The 17433-nt window shown below is 41.3% G+C and carries 15 protein-coding genes; all 15 read right to left on the bottom strand.

The genetic code is table 11. The features are described 5' to 3' along the window. Positions 1-6: 6 nt before the first annotated feature. The 15 genes from trpS to LHV68_01560 all read right to left on the bottom strand — a co-directional run bounded on the left by trpS (position 7) and on the right by LHV68_01560 (position 17428). The gene (trpS, locus tag LHV68_01630; GenBank protein MCB4790563.1) at positions 7-990 is read right to left on the bottom strand and encodes a tryptophan--tRNA ligase; all 984 of its coding nucleotides are present in this window, start codon (positions 988-990) and stop codon (positions 7-9) included. 131 nt (positions 991-1121) lie between these two features. After that, entirely contained in the window at positions 1122-1757 is a 636-nt protein-coding gene (locus LHV68_01625) for a site-2 protease family protein (GenBank protein MCB4790562.1), read from the bottom strand. Between the two features lie 228 nt (positions 1758-1985). After that, positions 1986-3023, bottom strand: coding sequence for a CCA tRNA nucleotidyltransferase (locus tag LHV68_01620; protein MCB4790561.1), 1038 nt, complete (start codon positions 3021-3023; stop codon positions 1986-1988). Continuing rightward, on the bottom strand, positions 3020-3379 hold the full coding sequence (locus LHV68_01615) for a hypothetical protein (GenBank protein MCB4790560.1): 360 nt from the start codon (positions 3377-3379) through the stop codon (positions 3020-3022). Before LHV68_01615 ends, LHV68_01620 begins: the two co-directional genes overlap by 4 nt. A gap of 39 nt (positions 3380-3418) precedes the next feature. Further along, a complete protein-coding gene (locus LHV68_01610) occupies positions 3419-4087 on the bottom strand; it encodes a CpXC domain-containing protein (GenBank protein MCB4790559.1) in 669 nt (222 codons plus the stop codon). Positions 4088-4272: 185 nt separating this feature from the next. Beyond that, positions 4273-5829, bottom strand: coding sequence for a tetratricopeptide repeat protein (locus tag LHV68_01605; protein MCB4790558.1), 1557 nt, complete (start codon positions 5827-5829; stop codon positions 4273-4275). Further along, positions 5826-9068, bottom strand: coding sequence for a DUF4175 family protein (locus LHV68_01600; GenBank protein MCB4790557.1), 3243 nt, complete (start codon positions 9066-9068; stop codon positions 5826-5828). The genes LHV68_01605 and LHV68_01600 overlap by 4 nt, the downstream gene beginning before the upstream one ends. A gap of 126 nt (positions 9069-9194) precedes the next feature. Next, the gene (locus tag LHV68_01595; protein MCB4790556.1) at positions 9195-10124 is read right to left on the bottom strand and encodes a glycosyltransferase family 2 protein; all 930 of its coding nucleotides are present in this window, start codon (positions 10122-10124) and stop codon (positions 9195-9197) included. 134 nt (positions 10125-10258) lie between these two features. Next, the gene (locus LHV68_01590) at positions 10259-11293 is read right to left on the bottom strand and encodes a Fic family protein (protein MCB4790555.1); all 1035 of its coding nucleotides are present in this window, start codon (positions 11291-11293) and stop codon (positions 10259-10261) included. Positions 11294-11510: 217 nt separating this feature from the next. Beyond that, positions 11511-13160, bottom strand: a complete 1650-nt coding sequence (locus tag LHV68_01585) for a phospholipid carrier-dependent glycosyltransferase (protein ID MCB4790554.1) — start codon at positions 13158-13160, stop codon at positions 11511-11513. 186 nt (positions 13161-13346) lie between these two features. After that, complete coding sequence (locus LHV68_01580) at positions 13347-13778, bottom strand: hypothetical protein (protein ID MCB4790553.1); 432 nt, start codon at positions 13776-13778, stop codon at positions 13347-13349. A gap of 68 nt (positions 13779-13846) precedes the next feature. Further along, positions 13847-15349 carry an ATP-binding cassette domain-containing protein gene (locus LHV68_01575; GenBank protein MCB4790552.1) on the bottom strand — a complete coding sequence of 501 codons (1503 nt, stop codon included), beginning with the start codon at positions 15347-15349 and terminating at the stop codon, positions 13847-13849. A 116-nt stretch (positions 15350-15465) separates the two neighbouring features. Continuing rightward, positions 15466-16125, bottom strand: coding sequence for a SagB/ThcOx family dehydrogenase (locus tag LHV68_01570; GenBank protein MCB4790551.1), 660 nt, complete (start codon positions 16123-16125; stop codon positions 15466-15468). 20 nt (positions 16126-16145) lie between these two features. Beyond that, the gene (locus LHV68_01565; protein MCB4790550.1) at positions 16146-16850 is read right to left on the bottom strand and encodes a protein-L-isoaspartate(D-aspartate) O-methyltransferase; all 705 of its coding nucleotides are present in this window, start codon (positions 16848-16850) and stop codon (positions 16146-16148) included. A gap of 47 nt (positions 16851-16897) precedes the next feature. Next, positions 16898-17428, bottom strand: coding sequence for a nucleotidyl transferase AbiEii/AbiGii toxin family protein (locus tag LHV68_01560; protein ID MCB4790549.1), 531 nt, complete (start codon positions 17426-17428; stop codon positions 16898-16900). Positions 17429-17433 lie beyond the last annotated feature (5 nt).

The raw sequence follows: 17433 nt of genomic DNA, 5'->3' as shown, positions 1-17433 counted from the left end.
TCGAAATTAGATTTTAATGGCTGTTCTTACTTCTTCCATGGTCTTTGCAGCCGTTTCTTTTGCTTTTTTCTGGCCTTCCAGGAGCACTTCATCTACTATTTTTTTATCCTGGCTTATTTTATTTCTTTTTTCCCTCATAGGCTCCAATGCTTTGTTAAGAAGCTCACTGACTTTAGCTTTACATGAAACACACCCTATCTTTCCAAGTCTGCAATCCTCCGTTATGTTTTTGAAATCAGGGCTGTAAAGTTCCTGGAATGCAAAAACAACGCAGCCTTCCGGATGGCCCGGGTCATTTGCACGGATTTTCTTCGGATCTGTAAACATCTGTTTTACTTTAGCCTTGACTGATTCAGGTTCTTCTGCCAGGGTTATTGCATTGCCGTAAGATTTTGACATTTTTCTTGCATCTATACCCGGCACTCTGGCAGATTTCGTAAGCAGCGCTGCAGGTTCAACTAAAACATTACCATAAAAACCGTTAAAACGCCTGGCTATCTCCCGCGTCAACTCAACGTGAGGCAGCTGGTCTTCGCCAACCGGCACTGCATTTGCCTTATATATCATGATATCAGCTGCCTGCAATACAGGGTAGCCAAGGAACCCGAAATTATGCAGGTCTTTGTTGGCAACCTCTTTTAACTGCTCTTTGTATGTAGGGCAGCGAAAAAGCCAGCCAAGAGGAGTAATCATTGAAAGAAGTAAAAAGAGTTCTGAGTGTTCTGACACTTCAGATTGCCTGAATATTATGCTTTTGGCAGGGTCGATGCCCACGGTAAGCCAGTCTATGACCATTTCCCTTGTGTTTTCCTTTATATTCGAGGTATCTGCATAGTCTGTTGTCAAGGCATGCCAGTCAGCTACCATGTAATAGCATTCATACTCATCCTGAAGTTTTACCCAATTGTCCAGAGCTCCGAAGAGGTGTCCTAAATGAAGCTGGCCCGAAGGCCGCATGCCCGATAATATTCTTTTTTTAGTTTTAGTCATAATTCCCCATAAATTAGATTAAATATAAAATTTAAAAAATTAAAGATAATGTGTTCGCTTTAGCGAACTGATTTAATCATCCCGCTTAGCGGGATACCGCAATTTTGCACTTTGCATTTTTCATTTTGATTTTAGTTGTAGTAACTTGAGCCGCCAAGGCTGACTATCAAGAAATTTATGATCGGGCCCAGGAAACGCCAGAATATACCGCTTGAAAGAAGGATTATTATGATAAAAAAACCGTAATTTTCGATTTCTGCATATCTATAAGCAAGATTTGACGGCAGCAGACCCATAAGCACTTTGCTTCCGTCTAAAGGAGGTATCGGGACCAGGTTAAATACCGGAAGTAAGACATTTATTACCAGGACTAATCTCAGGAGTTCATAAACAGATACTGAAAAAAAATGCGGCATGAATTGGAAAGTCCTTATAGCCCACATCATAAAAGCCGCTATTACAGCAAGCCCTAAATTCGAAAGCGGCCCGGCTAAAGAGACCCATATCATGTCTTTGTCAGGGTTGTTTAAACGGTAAGGGTTTACCGGTACCGGCTTTGCCCAGCCAAAAACCGGTGCTCCGGTCATGAGCGCAAGAGCCGGCAAAAGTATCGTTCCGAAAAGATCTATGTGCGGTATCGGATTAAATGTCAGGCGGCCCATAACCCGGGCTGTATCATCGCCAAACCTTTCTGCCATCCATCCATGTGCATACTCATGTACTATTATTGAAAACAAGAGTATCGGAAGCTGTATTAAAAAAACCATAAAACCCCTAGAATTATCAATTAAGACCGTTGAATCCCGCTTTGCGGGACAACGGTCACGATTACAGCGATTTAAAACCACGATTACAGTGATAATTCAACAATAATTAATCACTGCAATCATGTAGTCAATCACCTTAATCAGCGAAACACTGTTATTAGTGTTTCGCTGATTTTATCTTTTTTGAGGATAATTGTCAATTACACGCAGGTTATTCTATATTTTTTATTATTTTTTTCCGGGATAATTGTCAATTACAAATTGAAGGGCTTTTTGACGGGAAACAAAATCCTGTTTTGAGGTATTATTAAGTATCTCTTTGAATATCGGACCGGGTTTATAGCCCATTTTGATCAGGTCTTTTCCTGAAATAAGCTGTCTTTCTTTTGAAGTCTGGCTTAATCTTTCAATCTCATTTTTCAAACTTCTTTGAAGCCTTAAGTTCAGCATGGCAGAGGACCTTTCTTCTTTGGACAGGCCGGAAAAGATAATGCTAAAACGGTTTGCTAAGCCAGGTACCTTATCCAGCTTTTCTAAGGCCCTGTTAACCCGGGCTTCCGGAATAATAAAACGGAGTACTCCCCAATTTTTAAGAAAAGACAGTATTTTGAACGGTTTTTTTTCTTTTAAAATAGCCAGCAATTCTTCTCTTAAACGCTCCGGAGCGATAGCCTTAAGGTATTTAACGGCCCTCTTTACGAGTTTTAATGTGTTTTTTTCAGGTCTATACCCGCGCCCCATAAAACGGGCAAGCCTAAATAGCCTGGTTGCATCGTCTTTGAAACTTTCTTTATGCAAAACCCTTAACGTTCTATTTTCAAGGTCTTTTTGCCCCCCGTAATAATCTATTATCCGTCCTTTACAAGTACCCGAAAGGGCCAGAGCCATGGCATTTATGGTAAAATCCCGCCTGTAAAGGTCGTCTTTTAAATTACTGAACGTTACTTTCGGGAGGCTTCCGGGTTTTGGATAGGATTCTTTTCTTGCGGTCGCAAAATCTATGTGCCGCCCTTTTTTATATTTCAAAATGTAAGTGCCGAATTCCGGGTAAACTATTGTTTTGGCTTTCCATGCTTTAGAAAGTTCATTTATCAGCCCTTGCGCATCACCTTCTATTACGATATCCAGGTCAAGAACTTTCTTTTTAAGCAAAATATCCCTTAAAGCTCCGCCTACCAAATAAGCATGCTTGTTCAATTTATCCGCATAACGGCTGATCTGTTTTAGTTTCCCGCTTTCTATTCTTGAAAGGTTCATTACCCTCATATTATTTTCTCGTCTTTTTTTGAGGTCAATTTTTTTATCAGCTCAAACTCCCGTATCTCCTGTTCCCAGAAATAACCGCAGAAACAGGCTACTAACAAAAGGACCGCTACCGCCTGCCAGCCGTATTCTGCAAATATGTGCTTTAAAAATAATATGCCTTCAGGCCCTGCCAGGACAACTCCAAGGGCGAGCATGCCCCAGGACAAGGCATAGATCAATAAGCCTATACTGTAGAAAATATTCTTACGTGTTTTTTTTGCGAGATAAACGCTGCACAACATGCCCAGCCATCCGAATACCTGGTTTGTTGTAAGCAATATGATTCCGAGCGTAAGTTTGAACGATAAAATATGCATTTTTTGACTTGAGGCAGGGTTTCTAAAACAGGGCTTTTTCTATTTATTTTTTTTCTTTGGTTTTATCAATTCTTTTTTTAATGCCCAGTTAGGGTCACTCTGGATCTGGTCATAAAATTTTTTATAGCAGGTAAGCCGGTCGTTGTGTTTCAAAAGGCGTGCCAGCCCCTGAAGGGCCTCGCTTCTAATATCATCATTCTTGGATTTTAATAAAGGGATAGTTCTAGGCATGCCGTTTAACCGCGCCAGGCACGGGCGCAGTTCTATCAACGAAAGGCCTAAACTTTCAGCCGAATAGAATAATACGGCAGCTTCATCTGAAGCCTGGTCATTTTCGTGTATCAGATTGACAAGGGAATCAAGCCCGAACAGGAGCTCCGGTTTATAATCAAGCCTGTCTTCCGGGACGAATTGATCCATCACTTTTTCAAAATCCTTTTCCATTTTAGATTTCCAGTAGTCCCTTCGCTTTGAAAAGCTCAAAGGGTAAACAAAGGCGATTATCTCGTTTTGGGTATCCAGGTAAAGGATAAAATGTTCGGCGTAAAATATCTGGTGGCACTCCGGGCAGCAGACGATATTTATCTCCCCGCCTAAAAGCTGTTCTTTCAGGTCAGGGTCCTTGGCTACTTCTATAGAATTCCAGAGTTCAGCTTCGAATACTTCGCCGCAGGGGCATTTGACTTCTTCTAGTTTAGACAAAGACATAAAATACTCCAGAGCAATTCCGAAACTACAATTTCGAATCTTGAAAAAAACTACAATATCAAATATCTAAATTCCAAAAATATTAATTTCACGTTTTAAATTTTATTTTTGCTGTTTTGGTTATTTAATATTTTTTCGGATTTCGAATTTCGAAATTGTTGTCTAATATTAGCACAAATTTATTATTATTTCAACCTGTCGGCTATCACCTTTGTTTCGGCATCTGACGGGTCCAGGATAAGAGCCGTTTTAATTTCCCTGTATGCGTTAGGCATATCATTTTTTGCCATATAACACTTGTAAAGGTACTTATGGGTCAAAGGGTAAAAGGGGTTTATCCCTATGGCTTTATTAGAGACTTCTATGCAGTTATCGATATCACCGTTCTCGAAATACAGCTGGCCAAGGACCTGATAAGGGGTTACATAATGCGGATTTTTTTCTATCGCAAGTTTCAGCTTTTCCCGGGCATCATCCTTCTGGCCGAGCTTTAAGAATGCCTTTGCTATCTTTAAAAGTATGACAGGGTTTGCCGGTTCAAGTTCAAGCGCTTTGTTATACTGTATCAAAGCTGCATCAAACCTTTCTATTTCTCTCATCTTATCGCCGAGGCGGATATAGCCCCTTGCATTCGTTCCTACAAATTCATCCTCTGCCGTCTTTTTCATGTTCACTTCATCTATGATAACGCCCGGGTTTTCACGGTATTGCCTGCTTTTAATGTAAGCAAAACATTTTTTTTCAAATTGCTTCAGCGAAACCCCGAACGTTTTTTTAAATGCTTCTTTTTCGCCCGACAGGTCAAGGTTTGTGAGCAGTTTTTCAACCACATCATCACCGTATTCCTTCCTCATAAAATCAACGGCGCTTGAAACCTCGGCAAAAGCAAGGAGGATCTCATCCTGGCTCTTAAGGTAAACAAGGGAAGGAGACATGCGGGCAAACGGGATGAATAGGTCCTTATCTTTTGCCTCTTTCAGCTTTTGCTCTGCTGACGCTGAAAGGTATTCGGGTTCTTTGGCCCTCCATCTTGTCTCGTAAAACCTGGCTATTCCTTCATTCAGCCATAAAGGGCACTTCGTGCAGCTTTTCGAGTTTGCCAGCATGTGAGTGTACTCATGCGCAAGCGTATCAAGCCAGCTGTATCCCAGGGGAGTTATCTGCGGCGACAATATCATGAGCCTGTTGAATTTACAAATCCCGACCGTCCCGGTCTTGTCAAGGATATCCTCGCTCAGAGTCGACGCTAAGGAAAAATCGCGTTTATTCCCATATATCTCAACTAAGACCTTGCTCCCGGGATAGCAGTTCAATTCCCTTCCTATCTCGGTATACGCTTTTTCAAGGGCATCAAGGGCATAAGAAGCTAAAATTATATCCTGGCCCTTTGCCCTCAAACGGAAATGCTCGCTCTTAAAATCCTGAAAATCGTTCGTTATCTCTGAAACAAAATAATAGTAATTCTTGAGCTGTTCCCACCATTTCGGGGCTTCTGTATAGCCAAGAGCTGATTCTATCTCGGCATAAGCATCCCTGTATTTGCCGGTGTAAAAAGACAGCCTGCTTTTCCAGAAATATTTTTCGTAAGGCTCCCTGATATTTTCGATCTTTACAGCTGCTGCCTCGAACCTGCCTGCTTCAAGCAGCTGGCCGAGTTCTTCTGTTTCCTTTATTACAGACGCCTCTAAAAAACACAGGGCAAAAAACAGAGGTATAAAAATAAAAATTATCTTTGCGTTCATTGTGTCAGCCTTCTGTAATATTCCTTTATTATTTTTTCATACTGTAAAGGATATTTTTCTTTTAAAGCGTCTATTATCTCCTGCCTGAATTCCCTGGGAGGCTTATATTCGTCGATACCCGGCAGTTTGACCGGCACGCTGTACCAACCCGTCATCCCGCCTTTAGTGCGAATCTGTATCGGGCTTGAGACGGGCCGGCCGGCGCTCTTTCCCTGTTTTAAAAGGTTTTCCCTGCTTGACTCCAGAGCGTTCTGGCTGGTCTCGAGGTATTCGAGGGCCTTGTAACCCGAATCAATGGCATTAGAGGTGTCAAGGGCGCTCAGTTCCCCGCCTGCTTTTTCCATCTGTTTCTGGGCTCCGTACATGTTTTCGTACGTCTGAGGGTCTATGGATGAGCTGTTCCTTGAAAATTCTTCCAGAGAATGCCTCAGGTCTTTTGTTTTATCCGATATTTTTCCCTCTTCATCACTTAGGCTCTTTAATTTCTCCTTGTCCTGCTGGGAGAATATATCCTCCTGGACCGATCTTTTAAGGATCTCAAGAATATCCTGCTCTTCATTTGTTATGAACGTTATATCGCCGCAAAATTCGGTATTGGCTGGCAAAGCTGCATCAGGCGCGGTTACCCTTTTTAAACTTACCAGGTCAATTACTATATTCTCCAGATATTTTTGCGAATGATAAACCCTGCTCTGGTCAAATTCAGCCGATGTTTTTTTCATAAGGTTTAACGTTTCATCGAATTTCCACAAATACTGTTTCGCCTTTTGCGATACCTTTTCTGACCTTACAACAACCGCTCTCTGCCTTGCAGCCAGAGCTTTTAGCAGGTCCTCCTGTTTCTTGAAAAGGCTCTTCTGCCTTATTCCGTCCATACTCTCGATCTTTTTATTTAAACCTTTCTGGTCTTCAATGACACCCTTAAGTTTTGAGCTGTATTTTTCAAGCCTGTTGTTCATTTGCTCTGCCATGCTCGAAGAAAAACCTATATCTTTGCCCACATCATTGAGATTCTTCAGCATCGACGACAACTGCTCCTTTAATTCCTTTGCCAGGGACCTTGCTTTTTCCCAGTCGCCTTTAGCTATGGCATCCGAAAGCTCGGTAAGCAGGTCCTGGCTGGACTTAAGGTCGATATTCTTTATAGCAGGCGCATTTACAAAATCTTCAGGCAGTTCTTTAGGCAGTTTTGTGAGCTGTTTTGCTATCTTTTCAAGAAGTTCGCGGATATTATCTAATGAATTTTTTATATCTTCGGGTTTTGCCGGGTTTGACAATTTATCTATAAGCTCCTGGCCTGCCTTATCCATCTGGGCTCCGGCATCTACCAGGTCGCGCATTTTCTGGTACTGCCATACGTCTTCAGCCAGAAGGCTCAATTTCTCAAGGCCCGCTATTATTTCATCCTGGTTCGTTTTTGTCTCTTTCCAGTCTTTTTTTTCAACGGCACTTATCGCCTTGGCCATGGGGTTGTCTTTTATACTTTCAAGGTGGCTTTTAAGCCCCTTATATTCGCTGTAGGTGGAAGAATCCGTGTACGGGTCAGTTTCCATCCTGGACAAAAGTTTCTCAAGCATGGTAAGCGGCACTTGCATATTGTCCCTGACCGCTTTTTGCAGGTTAGTGACCGAATTATAGGTTGAAGTCGAATATTTTGTGCTTAAGGATTCAGTTTTGTCTTTTGCCACGGTCTGGTCAGCCAAAATTTTGAGCAGTTCATTTTTGAATTCTTTCAGGGAAGCTTCGATATTTTCATGCTCTTTCACATAATTGGTTATTTCAAGGCTGTACGCCTGAGACACCCCTGATTTCGGGCCGGTCACAGTATCATTATCCCAAACCTCAAGGTAGTAATAGACCTTCTGTGAAGGTTTCAGGTTCAGGGCAGATACCGCCCACCGGTACTCGTACGTGTCCTGGAATGTTTTTGCTTCATTTTTATTTATCTCGACCCGGGATCCCTCAGCCTTATCTATTTTATAATTAAGGGTTATCTTTGACACCAGGAAATCATCGCTTGCATTGAATATCAGCGGTATTTCCGAATTATCCGCTATAACAAGGTCGGTATTCGGAGATACCAGTTCAACTCTCGGCTGCCGGTCTTCGGTTGTGGCTACAAAATATTGAGGCGGTTCAGGGTCAATAGAACTGTCTTCCGCTTCTAGGAAAAAACTATAAGAGCATTCCTTGCTTACTTTAAACCTGGCAAATATCCGGTCCTTTTCCATATTAACAGGATACCTCTTACCGTCAAGTATCAATGCCGCTTTTTTCAGCCTTTTACTGGTTTTTGCATTAAGATCCACAACAGTCCCTCTAAGTGCTGATATATTGGGATTGCCTTTTATCTCAAACACGGGCAGTCCGGTATACTCAGGGTATTTGAGCGTTATGTTAAATTCACCCAGCTGAGGTGTCATGACAGGAGTAAGGGAAAAAACCTCGGTATCGATATCCGCCCAGGAAATAAAATATTCCAGCACACCCGTAAGCTTTTCTATCTGGTAGAAGTATTCGTTCTTCACACCGCTTTTCTCCGGTTCCGGCCTCTGCCAGCTGGCACCCTTTGAACGCACATAAAAAAAAGGTTTGCTATTTATGGATTGCTTGCCTGTCACAGTTATTTTTACTGCGCTTCCGTGGGGATAGCTTTTAGTTCCTGGCGCTGCGTCGAACCAGGTCTGCCACTTATTTGTTGACATTGAACTTAGAATCCTTTTTACAGGGGTCCTTAAAATATACGGGGGGATTAAGAACAAAAAGGCTGTTAAAAATAGAGTAATTAAAAGATACCTGAAAGGCTTAAAGAGATTGCTCTTAAGACGTGCCGCCTTAAGCGGAGATATATTTTTTATATCTTTTTCAACGTCTTCCACAAGTTTTGATATCAGCTCAGTTGAAACACCCTGCGGCCTGGAATAAAACAACTGCCAGGCATTTATGAGTTCATCCTTTAGCTCAGGTATCTCTTTCTGGATATAAAGTATCAGGCTGTAGTCATTCAGGTATTTTTTATTGGACAGGATGAATTCAAATATAAAAACTAAAATGCCCGCAAACACTACAAAAAAATAAGTTTTTCTGTAACCGGGCTGAAAAGTAACAAAATAGTCAAGCAGAGCCCAAAATATAAGCAATAGATACGACGACATAAGCCATAAGAGCAGGTTATGCAGAAAAGCCGATGCAAAAATATAAAGCCGAGCCTTAATGATAAATTTGTTTATAGTTTCCATAATTTTATTAGCGTACAGCGGATAGCGTTTAGCGTATAGAAACTCCAGGTTTAAGGTGTAAGGGATAAGGTCTAAGATTAAAAACTTACCCCTTACACCTTACCCCCTATCCCTATTTTTTATACGCTAAATATTGATTTTTTCCTTTGTGTGGTATGGTATTTTATCTTTAGACTCAAAGTATATGCGTATAAGGATCTCGGCCAATAGCCCCAGCAAGAGGCAGAGCACCGAAACCCCGAGAAGAAAGAAGAAAACAAATATTAAAGGGCTTATCCAGGCGCCTTCAAAAAATATTTTTCTTATAACAACTATGCCTGCGGCTAGGACAGAAAGAACAAAAGATGCCAGGCTTACGCCTCCGAAAACATAGATAGGCTTTGTCAGGTACGAGAAAAAAAACTTTGCAACGAACAGGTCAAGGATTACCTTAAATACCCTTCCAAACCCGTAATGCGATTTGCCTGACAACCGTTCATGGTGCACAACCTCCATTTCGTAAAGCTTCGCTCCCTGCCAGGACAGATATGCAGGAAGGAACCTGTGCATCTCTCCGTATATCGCAAGTTTCTGTATCAACTCCCTTTTATATACTTTAAGGGTACACCCGTAATCATGCAGTTTCACGCCCGTTATGACAGATATCAAATAGTTTGCCATTATACTCGGCAGGCTGCGGAAAAAGAATGAATCTTTCCTGTCCTTTCTCCAACCCGAAACAACATCATAGCCTTCCTTTGCTTTGGCAAGCATTTTGGGAATATCAGCGGCATCATTCTGCAGGTCAGCATCTAAAGTCGCTATCCAATCCCCTATAGCGTTCGAAAACCCGCTAAAAAGCGCCGCAGTCTGCCCGTAATTTTTCCTGTGAACTATTATTTTGACCGAAGAGTCTTTTTTTGAGATTTCTTTCAGCAGTTCAAGGCTTCCGTCCGTAGAACCATCATCCACTATTATTATTTCATAGTCCCTGATATCTACTGCTTTTAACTGCTTGTAAAGCTCCTTAAGGTTTTCTTTTTCATTGTAGACCGGAATAACGATGCTAAGTAACATGTCATGACTCCTTTTTTAGCGTATATCTTGATCTTGGTGTCGATCTTAATTCGGTGTCAGGCTTTACTTGATTATTGTTGGATTCCCGATTACTAATTTCGGGAATGACACTCTTTTTGAGTTATAATCCTCAGCTATTTCTTTAGTTTATAGTATGTTGCCCGGGCTTTTCCGAATTTTTCAATAAGGCCGCGTTCTATTAGCGTATTAAAATCTAAGCTCCTTGTTGCCTTTGCCCTGTTGGTCAGTTTTGCATAATCGCGGTCGGCAATAAATCCATGTTTTTCTATAAAAACTATGATTTTCTTGTGATAAGGCTTCAACTCTGTTTGAGGATTTATAGAAGATGCTTCTAATTCCTTTGCCACACGGTATAATTCATCTAAAATACCTTCTGTAAAATATTCGAGCCATCCGGTAAAGTCAACAGTACCTGTAATATCATAATAATTCCCCAATACTCCGACATTTTGGAAATAACGGCTGACATTCCTGTTATAGTAATTTTCAAAACTAAAAAGATTAAATGTATCAAGCCCCATATGCGCTAAAAGCGCTTTTGTTGCAAGCCGGACAGTGCGGCCATTGCCGTCAATAAAAGGATGAATTATAATAAATTGCTTATGGAATATCCCGGCAAGAAGCAAAGGGTCCATGTCCCCGGTATTGTTTTGCACATATTCAAGCAGTTCATTTAACAAAAGCGGGACATCCTTCTGGTCAGGCGGCCAATAAACTGTTTTTTTAAGCTTCGGATCATTTACAAACACCGGCTCCAACCTCAATTTCCCGCATTTAGGCTCCGGTAATAAATCTTTCATAGTGAACATGTGAATTTTGAGGATAAACGATAGGTTAAAAATTATATCTTGCTTGCTTTCAAATAACCTGTTTAATTCCAGCAGAGCTTCATTATAGTTTACAACTTCTTTTTCGCTGTCATTAAGATTTGCTGGAATGTTTTTAATGATTTTTTTTACTTCGGTTAAAGGCAGGGGATTGCCCTCAATGCTGGTGGAAGAAAACGAAGAAACTTCCCTGGCAAGCCTTTCAAATTCAACTAAGATGGTTTCAGGAAAACGGCGGGTGTTAAGCTTAGTTTTGTATTCTTCTATTTTCTTTATATTTTCAAGCACTTTTTGTGATACTGAAAATATAGGATTGAACATTATTAGCACCTCTATTTAGCCATATTATAGTCTATAATTAGACGATTGTCAACCGATAATCTGAGCTCATCCGGCAGGAGCCGGAGGCTCCTTTATTTCATTGTCAGGCTTTACTTGCTTTACTTATTGTTGGATTCCCGATAACTGTTTTCGGGAATGACACCCTTTTTTATAATTCAGGTCACACACCTTAATTCTTGTTACATATCTTGCGATATTACTTCAGCATTTCAAGGAGCTTTTCGTATTGAGCGGGGTATTTTCCCATATCATAGACCAGGATGGAATGGCCGATCATTTTTTCATACGGGATATCTTTTAACCAGGAAAAAATCTTCTTATCCGCATAATAAGTTGCCTGCAAGTTGCTCACTGATACCGCAAGCAATATCCGCGGCTCTTTAGAGAAATCTATTTTGTCCCCATCCCTGTGTCCCTTTGCATTGGGGTAGCTGATATTGTCCACGAACCCCATCGGTTCGTATTTTATGCCGTAATAATGCGGGTCTCCTATCCCAAAATAGCACAAATATATCCCGGAAACATTCTCTGCTTTCAGATATTTACCCAGCTCTTTTAAACCCTGCCCCCAATCAATATTCGAATCCGTAAGATATTTATAGCCGTTATCAGTAGAACCGATGACCTCATTAAAATAGCTTAAGTACCAGGGATATGCCTTTAAGGAACCGTAACCATACCAAAGTAATAAAAGGGCGGAGACAGCCCTGATTGTTTTTTTGTTCATATATAAAAACAAACCTGATACCCAGACTATAAGGAACGGGTATATAGGCAGAATATGCCTATGCCCTATATTGACTTTTGAATAACAGCTTGAAGCAAAATAAAAAAATGCCGGCAAAAACAGGAACAACAGGTTTTCAAGCGTCCACAGCCTGAAAATAAACAATGAGCCAAAAAAAAGAATAATAAGAGGTAACGGGGTTTTTAAGAAAAAAGTCACCGGGAAATAATATATCCAGCCGTTCGTAGAATGCTCGCCCAAAAGGAATGAAGACCTCCCCTGAGAAACCCCTGTTAAGACTTTTTTTAACCCTATCAAATAATAAATAGAAAGAGAATTGAATTGATAAACAATAAACAGCACCGCAAAAACGCTAACAATGCTCCAGAACAACAAACCCGTAACATCTTTTGTGCTGACTTTCACCTTTAACCAATATACGACAAGTATTGATCCTATCACCGGGAAAATCACAACAGCCGAATATTTAGATGCCAGCAATAACCCGAGGCTTAAGCCTGCAAGAATAGATTTATATAAAGGTACGCTTATTTCCGGGCCGGTACTTTTATACCAGCGCCAAAGCATGTATATGCTTAGGAAATAAAACAGAGTTAAAGCCATATCCGTAGTTACCAGCGTGCCGTGGGCAATAAAGACCGGAGAAAAAGACCATAAGAACATGGCGATATAAGAAGGGATTTGCCCGAATAATTCCTTGCTGAAAAAATAGATACAAAGGCCCAGAGCCAGAGAGAGCAATAGTATCATCGTCCTTCCGAAATAAAGCATCCTTTGAGGGTCTACCTTGTTTTTATAGACAAATATATCCGAAAAAGCGTACTGGTATTTCCATATTTCGCTCCAGTACGGGTGCTGCAAAGGAAATATTGGTTTTAGAAACAGCAAAGGCATTGCGGCCCACATCTCGCTAAACGGAGGATGGTCAAAGGAATTCAGGCGATAATCTCTTGTTTTAAGATAAGAATAACCCGCCGTAAGATGGACGTGTTCATCATAAGTCGGAGAAAGGAACCTCATGGAATGAACTCCCAGGAAAGCATGAGTGGATAAAAGCAATATTACTACAACAAAAGAGATACTAAGGTATTTGTTCATTTTAAATCTAATCCTGTTTTGTCTTTATCTGCCGTCACCTAACACTACTTCGTTAAGTGAGGTTTGTCATTGCGAGCCAGAGGCGAAGCAATCTCGACGTTTTGGAGATTGCCACGTCGCTTCGCTCCTCGCAAAGACACCGAAGAAGAAAGAGTGTCGTATGATATTCGACTTAACGAAGTAGTGCTAATTACTGATCTCAATATTATTTAACCCGTTATCGGAAAACTCATTGTTGTATTTCTCGTGGAATTCCTCTTCTTTTTCCAACCGTTCTTCAAGTTCCATCTTATTGATGCTTTCCACGCCGTACTTTTTTATCATATCCCTGTCGACAAGGCTGTCTTCCAATTCCTGCCAAAAAATATGATTGTTATATTCATCTATATATTCCATCATCAATTTTTCAAGCGCTTTATTCGGAAATATCCCGATGCTTAAATCATCTTTATTAAAATACTTTTCAAGCCCCTGGTCCAGGGCATATTGATAAAATTTCTGTTCAATTTCTTCAAACTCAATAAGGGATTTTTCTTTTACGCCGTTAATAACCCAATTACCGACCGCCACCATCAAAAGCAGACGTTCCAACTCCTCTTTTGCGAACATTTCTTCCATGGTTTTACCCCCTCCTAAAAAATAATAAACTCAAAATCCGAAAAAAACACCAATATCAACTTTGGTTTTTATCTGGAATAACCTTCGTCGGACCAGCCTAGATCCCGCAGGAAATCGTCATAACCGCCGGTATAGATGCTGATCCTATCGTTGTCAAAAATAATAAGCTTGGTAGCTACGCTCCTTAAATGCATTTCGTTGTGGGTGACCATGACTACCGAACCGTCAAAACCGTCAACTGCTTCTATCAGCGAATCGCACGACTGCATATCAAGATGGTTCGTGGGCTCATCGAGGAACAACAAATGGCACGGTTTTACCAGTATCTTTCCAAGCAATACCCGGCTTTTTTCCCCGCCGGACAACACGCTGATCTTCTTAAGAGCGCTGTCACCGGAGAACATGAGCCCGCCTGCGATAGTGCGTGCAGTGCCCACACTGCAATCCTTATCCGTGCTCAGTATCTCGTCAAGCACGGTTTTTTCTTCATCAAGGTCCATCTTGTTCGTTTGCCCGAAATATCCTTCTGCAAGCACAGGATGCTTTTTTACCTCGCCGCTCAGAGGCGTGAGTTCCCCGGCTAAAAGTTTCAAAAGAGTGGACTTCCCTTTTCCGTTCTTTCCTACGATACATATCCTGTCTTTTTTGCCTATCTCAAGCGAAAATTTATCTATCAAATACGGCGCCGTACCTGTATAAGAAAACGATATATTTTGAGCCTCCATCATCTTAGCCCCCGGAAAATGCGCGCTGTTAAAATACATATCCAGGTCTTCAATGACCCCCAGTTTTTCCTTCTCACCCTGTTTTTCAATCATCTTAGCTTTGGAACTGGTGCGGCTTGCAAAAGTTGCTTTTGCCTTGAACCGCGCAATGAACAGTTCCACCTGCCTGCGTTTCTTTTCTTCATTAAGCCTTGTTTTCTCGTAGATTTCTTCTTCCTGGTTTATCTGTGTATACAGCTTTTCTGTATCGCCTTCGACTTTTTTTGCCTGGTTCCGGTGCAAAGCAACGGTATGCGTTACAACGCTGTCCATAAAACTGCGGTCGTGGGTTATAAGTATAAACTCGCCCTCCCACGATCTTAAGAACCCTTCCAGCCACCTGATAGCTATGATATCAAGATAGTTATTAGGCTCATCAAGTAAGAGCATATCCGGCCGCGAAACAAGCAGTTTTGCCAGGTTTAAACGAATCTGGAACCCGCCTGAAAACTCCGAAGGGCTTCTTTGCATATCTTCTTCGGAAAATCCAAGGCCTGAAAGGATCTTTTCGGCTTTCCAGGTATCGTATTCTTCTTCCGGCCTGAGGCCCAGGCATACTTCTTCGATAACGGTCGGTTTTGTAAAATGTATATGCTGCTCGAAATAGCCGATGCGGTAATTCTTCGGCCTGGTGATACTGCCTGAATCCAGGCTTACCCTGCCCAGTATCATCTGAAACAAAGTGGTCTTACCGTTCCCGTTCCTTCCCACAAGCCCGATCTTCTCGCCACGGTTTATGCTGAAGCTCATGTCCTTGAACAGTACCTGCTGGCCGTACGCCTTGTTGACTTCGAATATTTTTATCATTTGTGGAACCTATCTTACTCCCATTAGTCTATGATATCCCGCCAATATTAACATACCCCTTGCCTTTGTGAGGTTTTATTGCGGCGGGATCATCTTTTTTATAACACCAGACAGCTCTATTCCATTGCCTTATATCCAACTGGAATAATATAAAGGGGCCGGCATTCTTTTTCTAAGCCAAGCAACCTTGCTACTTCATTATCGTCAAAAGCGCCCAGCGGCACGCTCCCAAGCCCCAGCGCCTCTGCTTCGAGGTGTATATTTTGTGCAATATGCCCCGCTTCCATATGGACATACCTTATTCCCCTGTCCTTATAACGAAACGAGGTCCGTTCATAAACAGCGCAGATCACTATTGATATTCCTGCATCTGAAACGTACCTTTGTCCGAATGCGGCGACAGATAACTGTTTTCTTAAATCTTTGCTTAAGACTTTTTCAATACTATGATCATTTTGAAGGTACTGGAATACCCCTTCAGGAGTCAGCACATACAGCTCCATGGGATATGTAGCCCCGGCTGAAGGAGCGGTTCTAAGCCCGTTTTTCCGATCAGTAATCCCCTGTCCGGCCCATAAGATTTGAGAGATTTGTCCGACTGACAGATTTTTGTTCTGGAATTTCCTTACAGAACGCCTTTTTGCTATACATTCCTCTAAAGGCTTTTTCCCGGTAATATCAGGCGCAGGCAGTTTCTTCGGCGAAGAAGCTAATTCATTACCCGATGAAAAAGCTGTTAGAGGGAAAAACATCATTAAGCATAAAAGTAATTTCATATTATCGCTCGTCGCTTATACTATTTGTCTCGGAGCATCGGCACAAACCTGACAGGCAAAACACTCTGCCTGGCCATTTTACCATTCTTTTTCCTGACCAATACGAGCTCTTGGACCGATTCTCCTACAGGAATAATTATCCTGCCGTTTTCTTTCAACTGCTCAAAAAGCGGCTCAGGTATATGATCCGGCGCACAAGTCACTATTATCCTATCAAACGGCGCATGCTCCGGCCAGCCGAGGTAACCGTCTCCGTGTTTAACAAAAACATTTTTATAGCTTTTCAGCCTCTCTTTTGCCTGTTGGGCAAGGTTTTCTATTATTTCTATCGTATAAACTTCTTTTGTAAGATAAGAAAGCACTGCAGCCTGATAGCCCGAACCCGTGCCTATTTCAAGGACCTTTTCCCCGCCTTTCAGGTTTAATAATTCAGTCATTAAGGCAACAATGTACGGCTGGGATATTGTCTGCCCGTCACCGATAGGGACAGGGTAGTCGCCGTAGGGGTCGTAGTCTGCCAGATATAAATATTCCTGCGGAATAAATTTGTGCCTTTCAACCGTCAGAAGCGTTTTAAGGACTTTAGGGTCTTTTATGCCTCTTTTTTTTATTTGTAAATCGACCATAGCTTGCCGTGCGGCAATGAAATTTTCTTTATCCATTTCTTTTGAATAGACACCGGAACATAAAACAAGAATTAATGATAAATATGCTATCAACTTCATATTTTCTCGAATTTCGTATTCAATAGTTGAGGTCTGACCCCAACATTTCATGGCGCGGGATTAATTTTATTTATCAATGGCTCCGGCAGTAATGATTTTAATTCCGGGAATGATTCAACAATGCGCATAATATCAGCCAGGTCCTTCTGGCGTTTGCTTCCCCGCCTTTCTTTATCCGAATATGCCCAGAGTTTTCCCTTTAATACATCCTCCAATGACGCAACATTCATCTGATAGCCCAGAACAGGCTTAACAGATGCCTTTTTAATGAAATCCTGATATCTTTTATCTGTCTGCAATTGTATTCTGATGTCTGAATCTTTGCTTCCAAAATTAATGCTATGCGGGAATTTCTCAATTTTGAATTTATCTTCTGCGGATTCCATTAGTTTATCTATCTTATCAATTACCACTACAATATCTAAATCAAGGCTTACGACCGGCTCTACATAGGCATTTACAGCAAGCCCGCCGATAACACAATAGTCAATATTGTTTTGTTTCATTAAATCAATGATAACCTGTATTATATCTTTTTTTCCATTTACTATCCCGTTGAAAAATTTTTTCTGATTCATTTAAT

The sequence above is a fragment of the Candidatus Liberimonas magnetica genome (assembly GCA_020523885.1).
GTDB classification, from domain to species: Bacteria; Elusimicrobiota; Endomicrobiia; order Endomicrobiales; family JAFGIL01; genus Liberimonas; species Liberimonas magnetica.
Note: the sequence above shows the minus strand (reverse complement) of the source record. Positions and strands in the feature narration are given on the sequence as shown.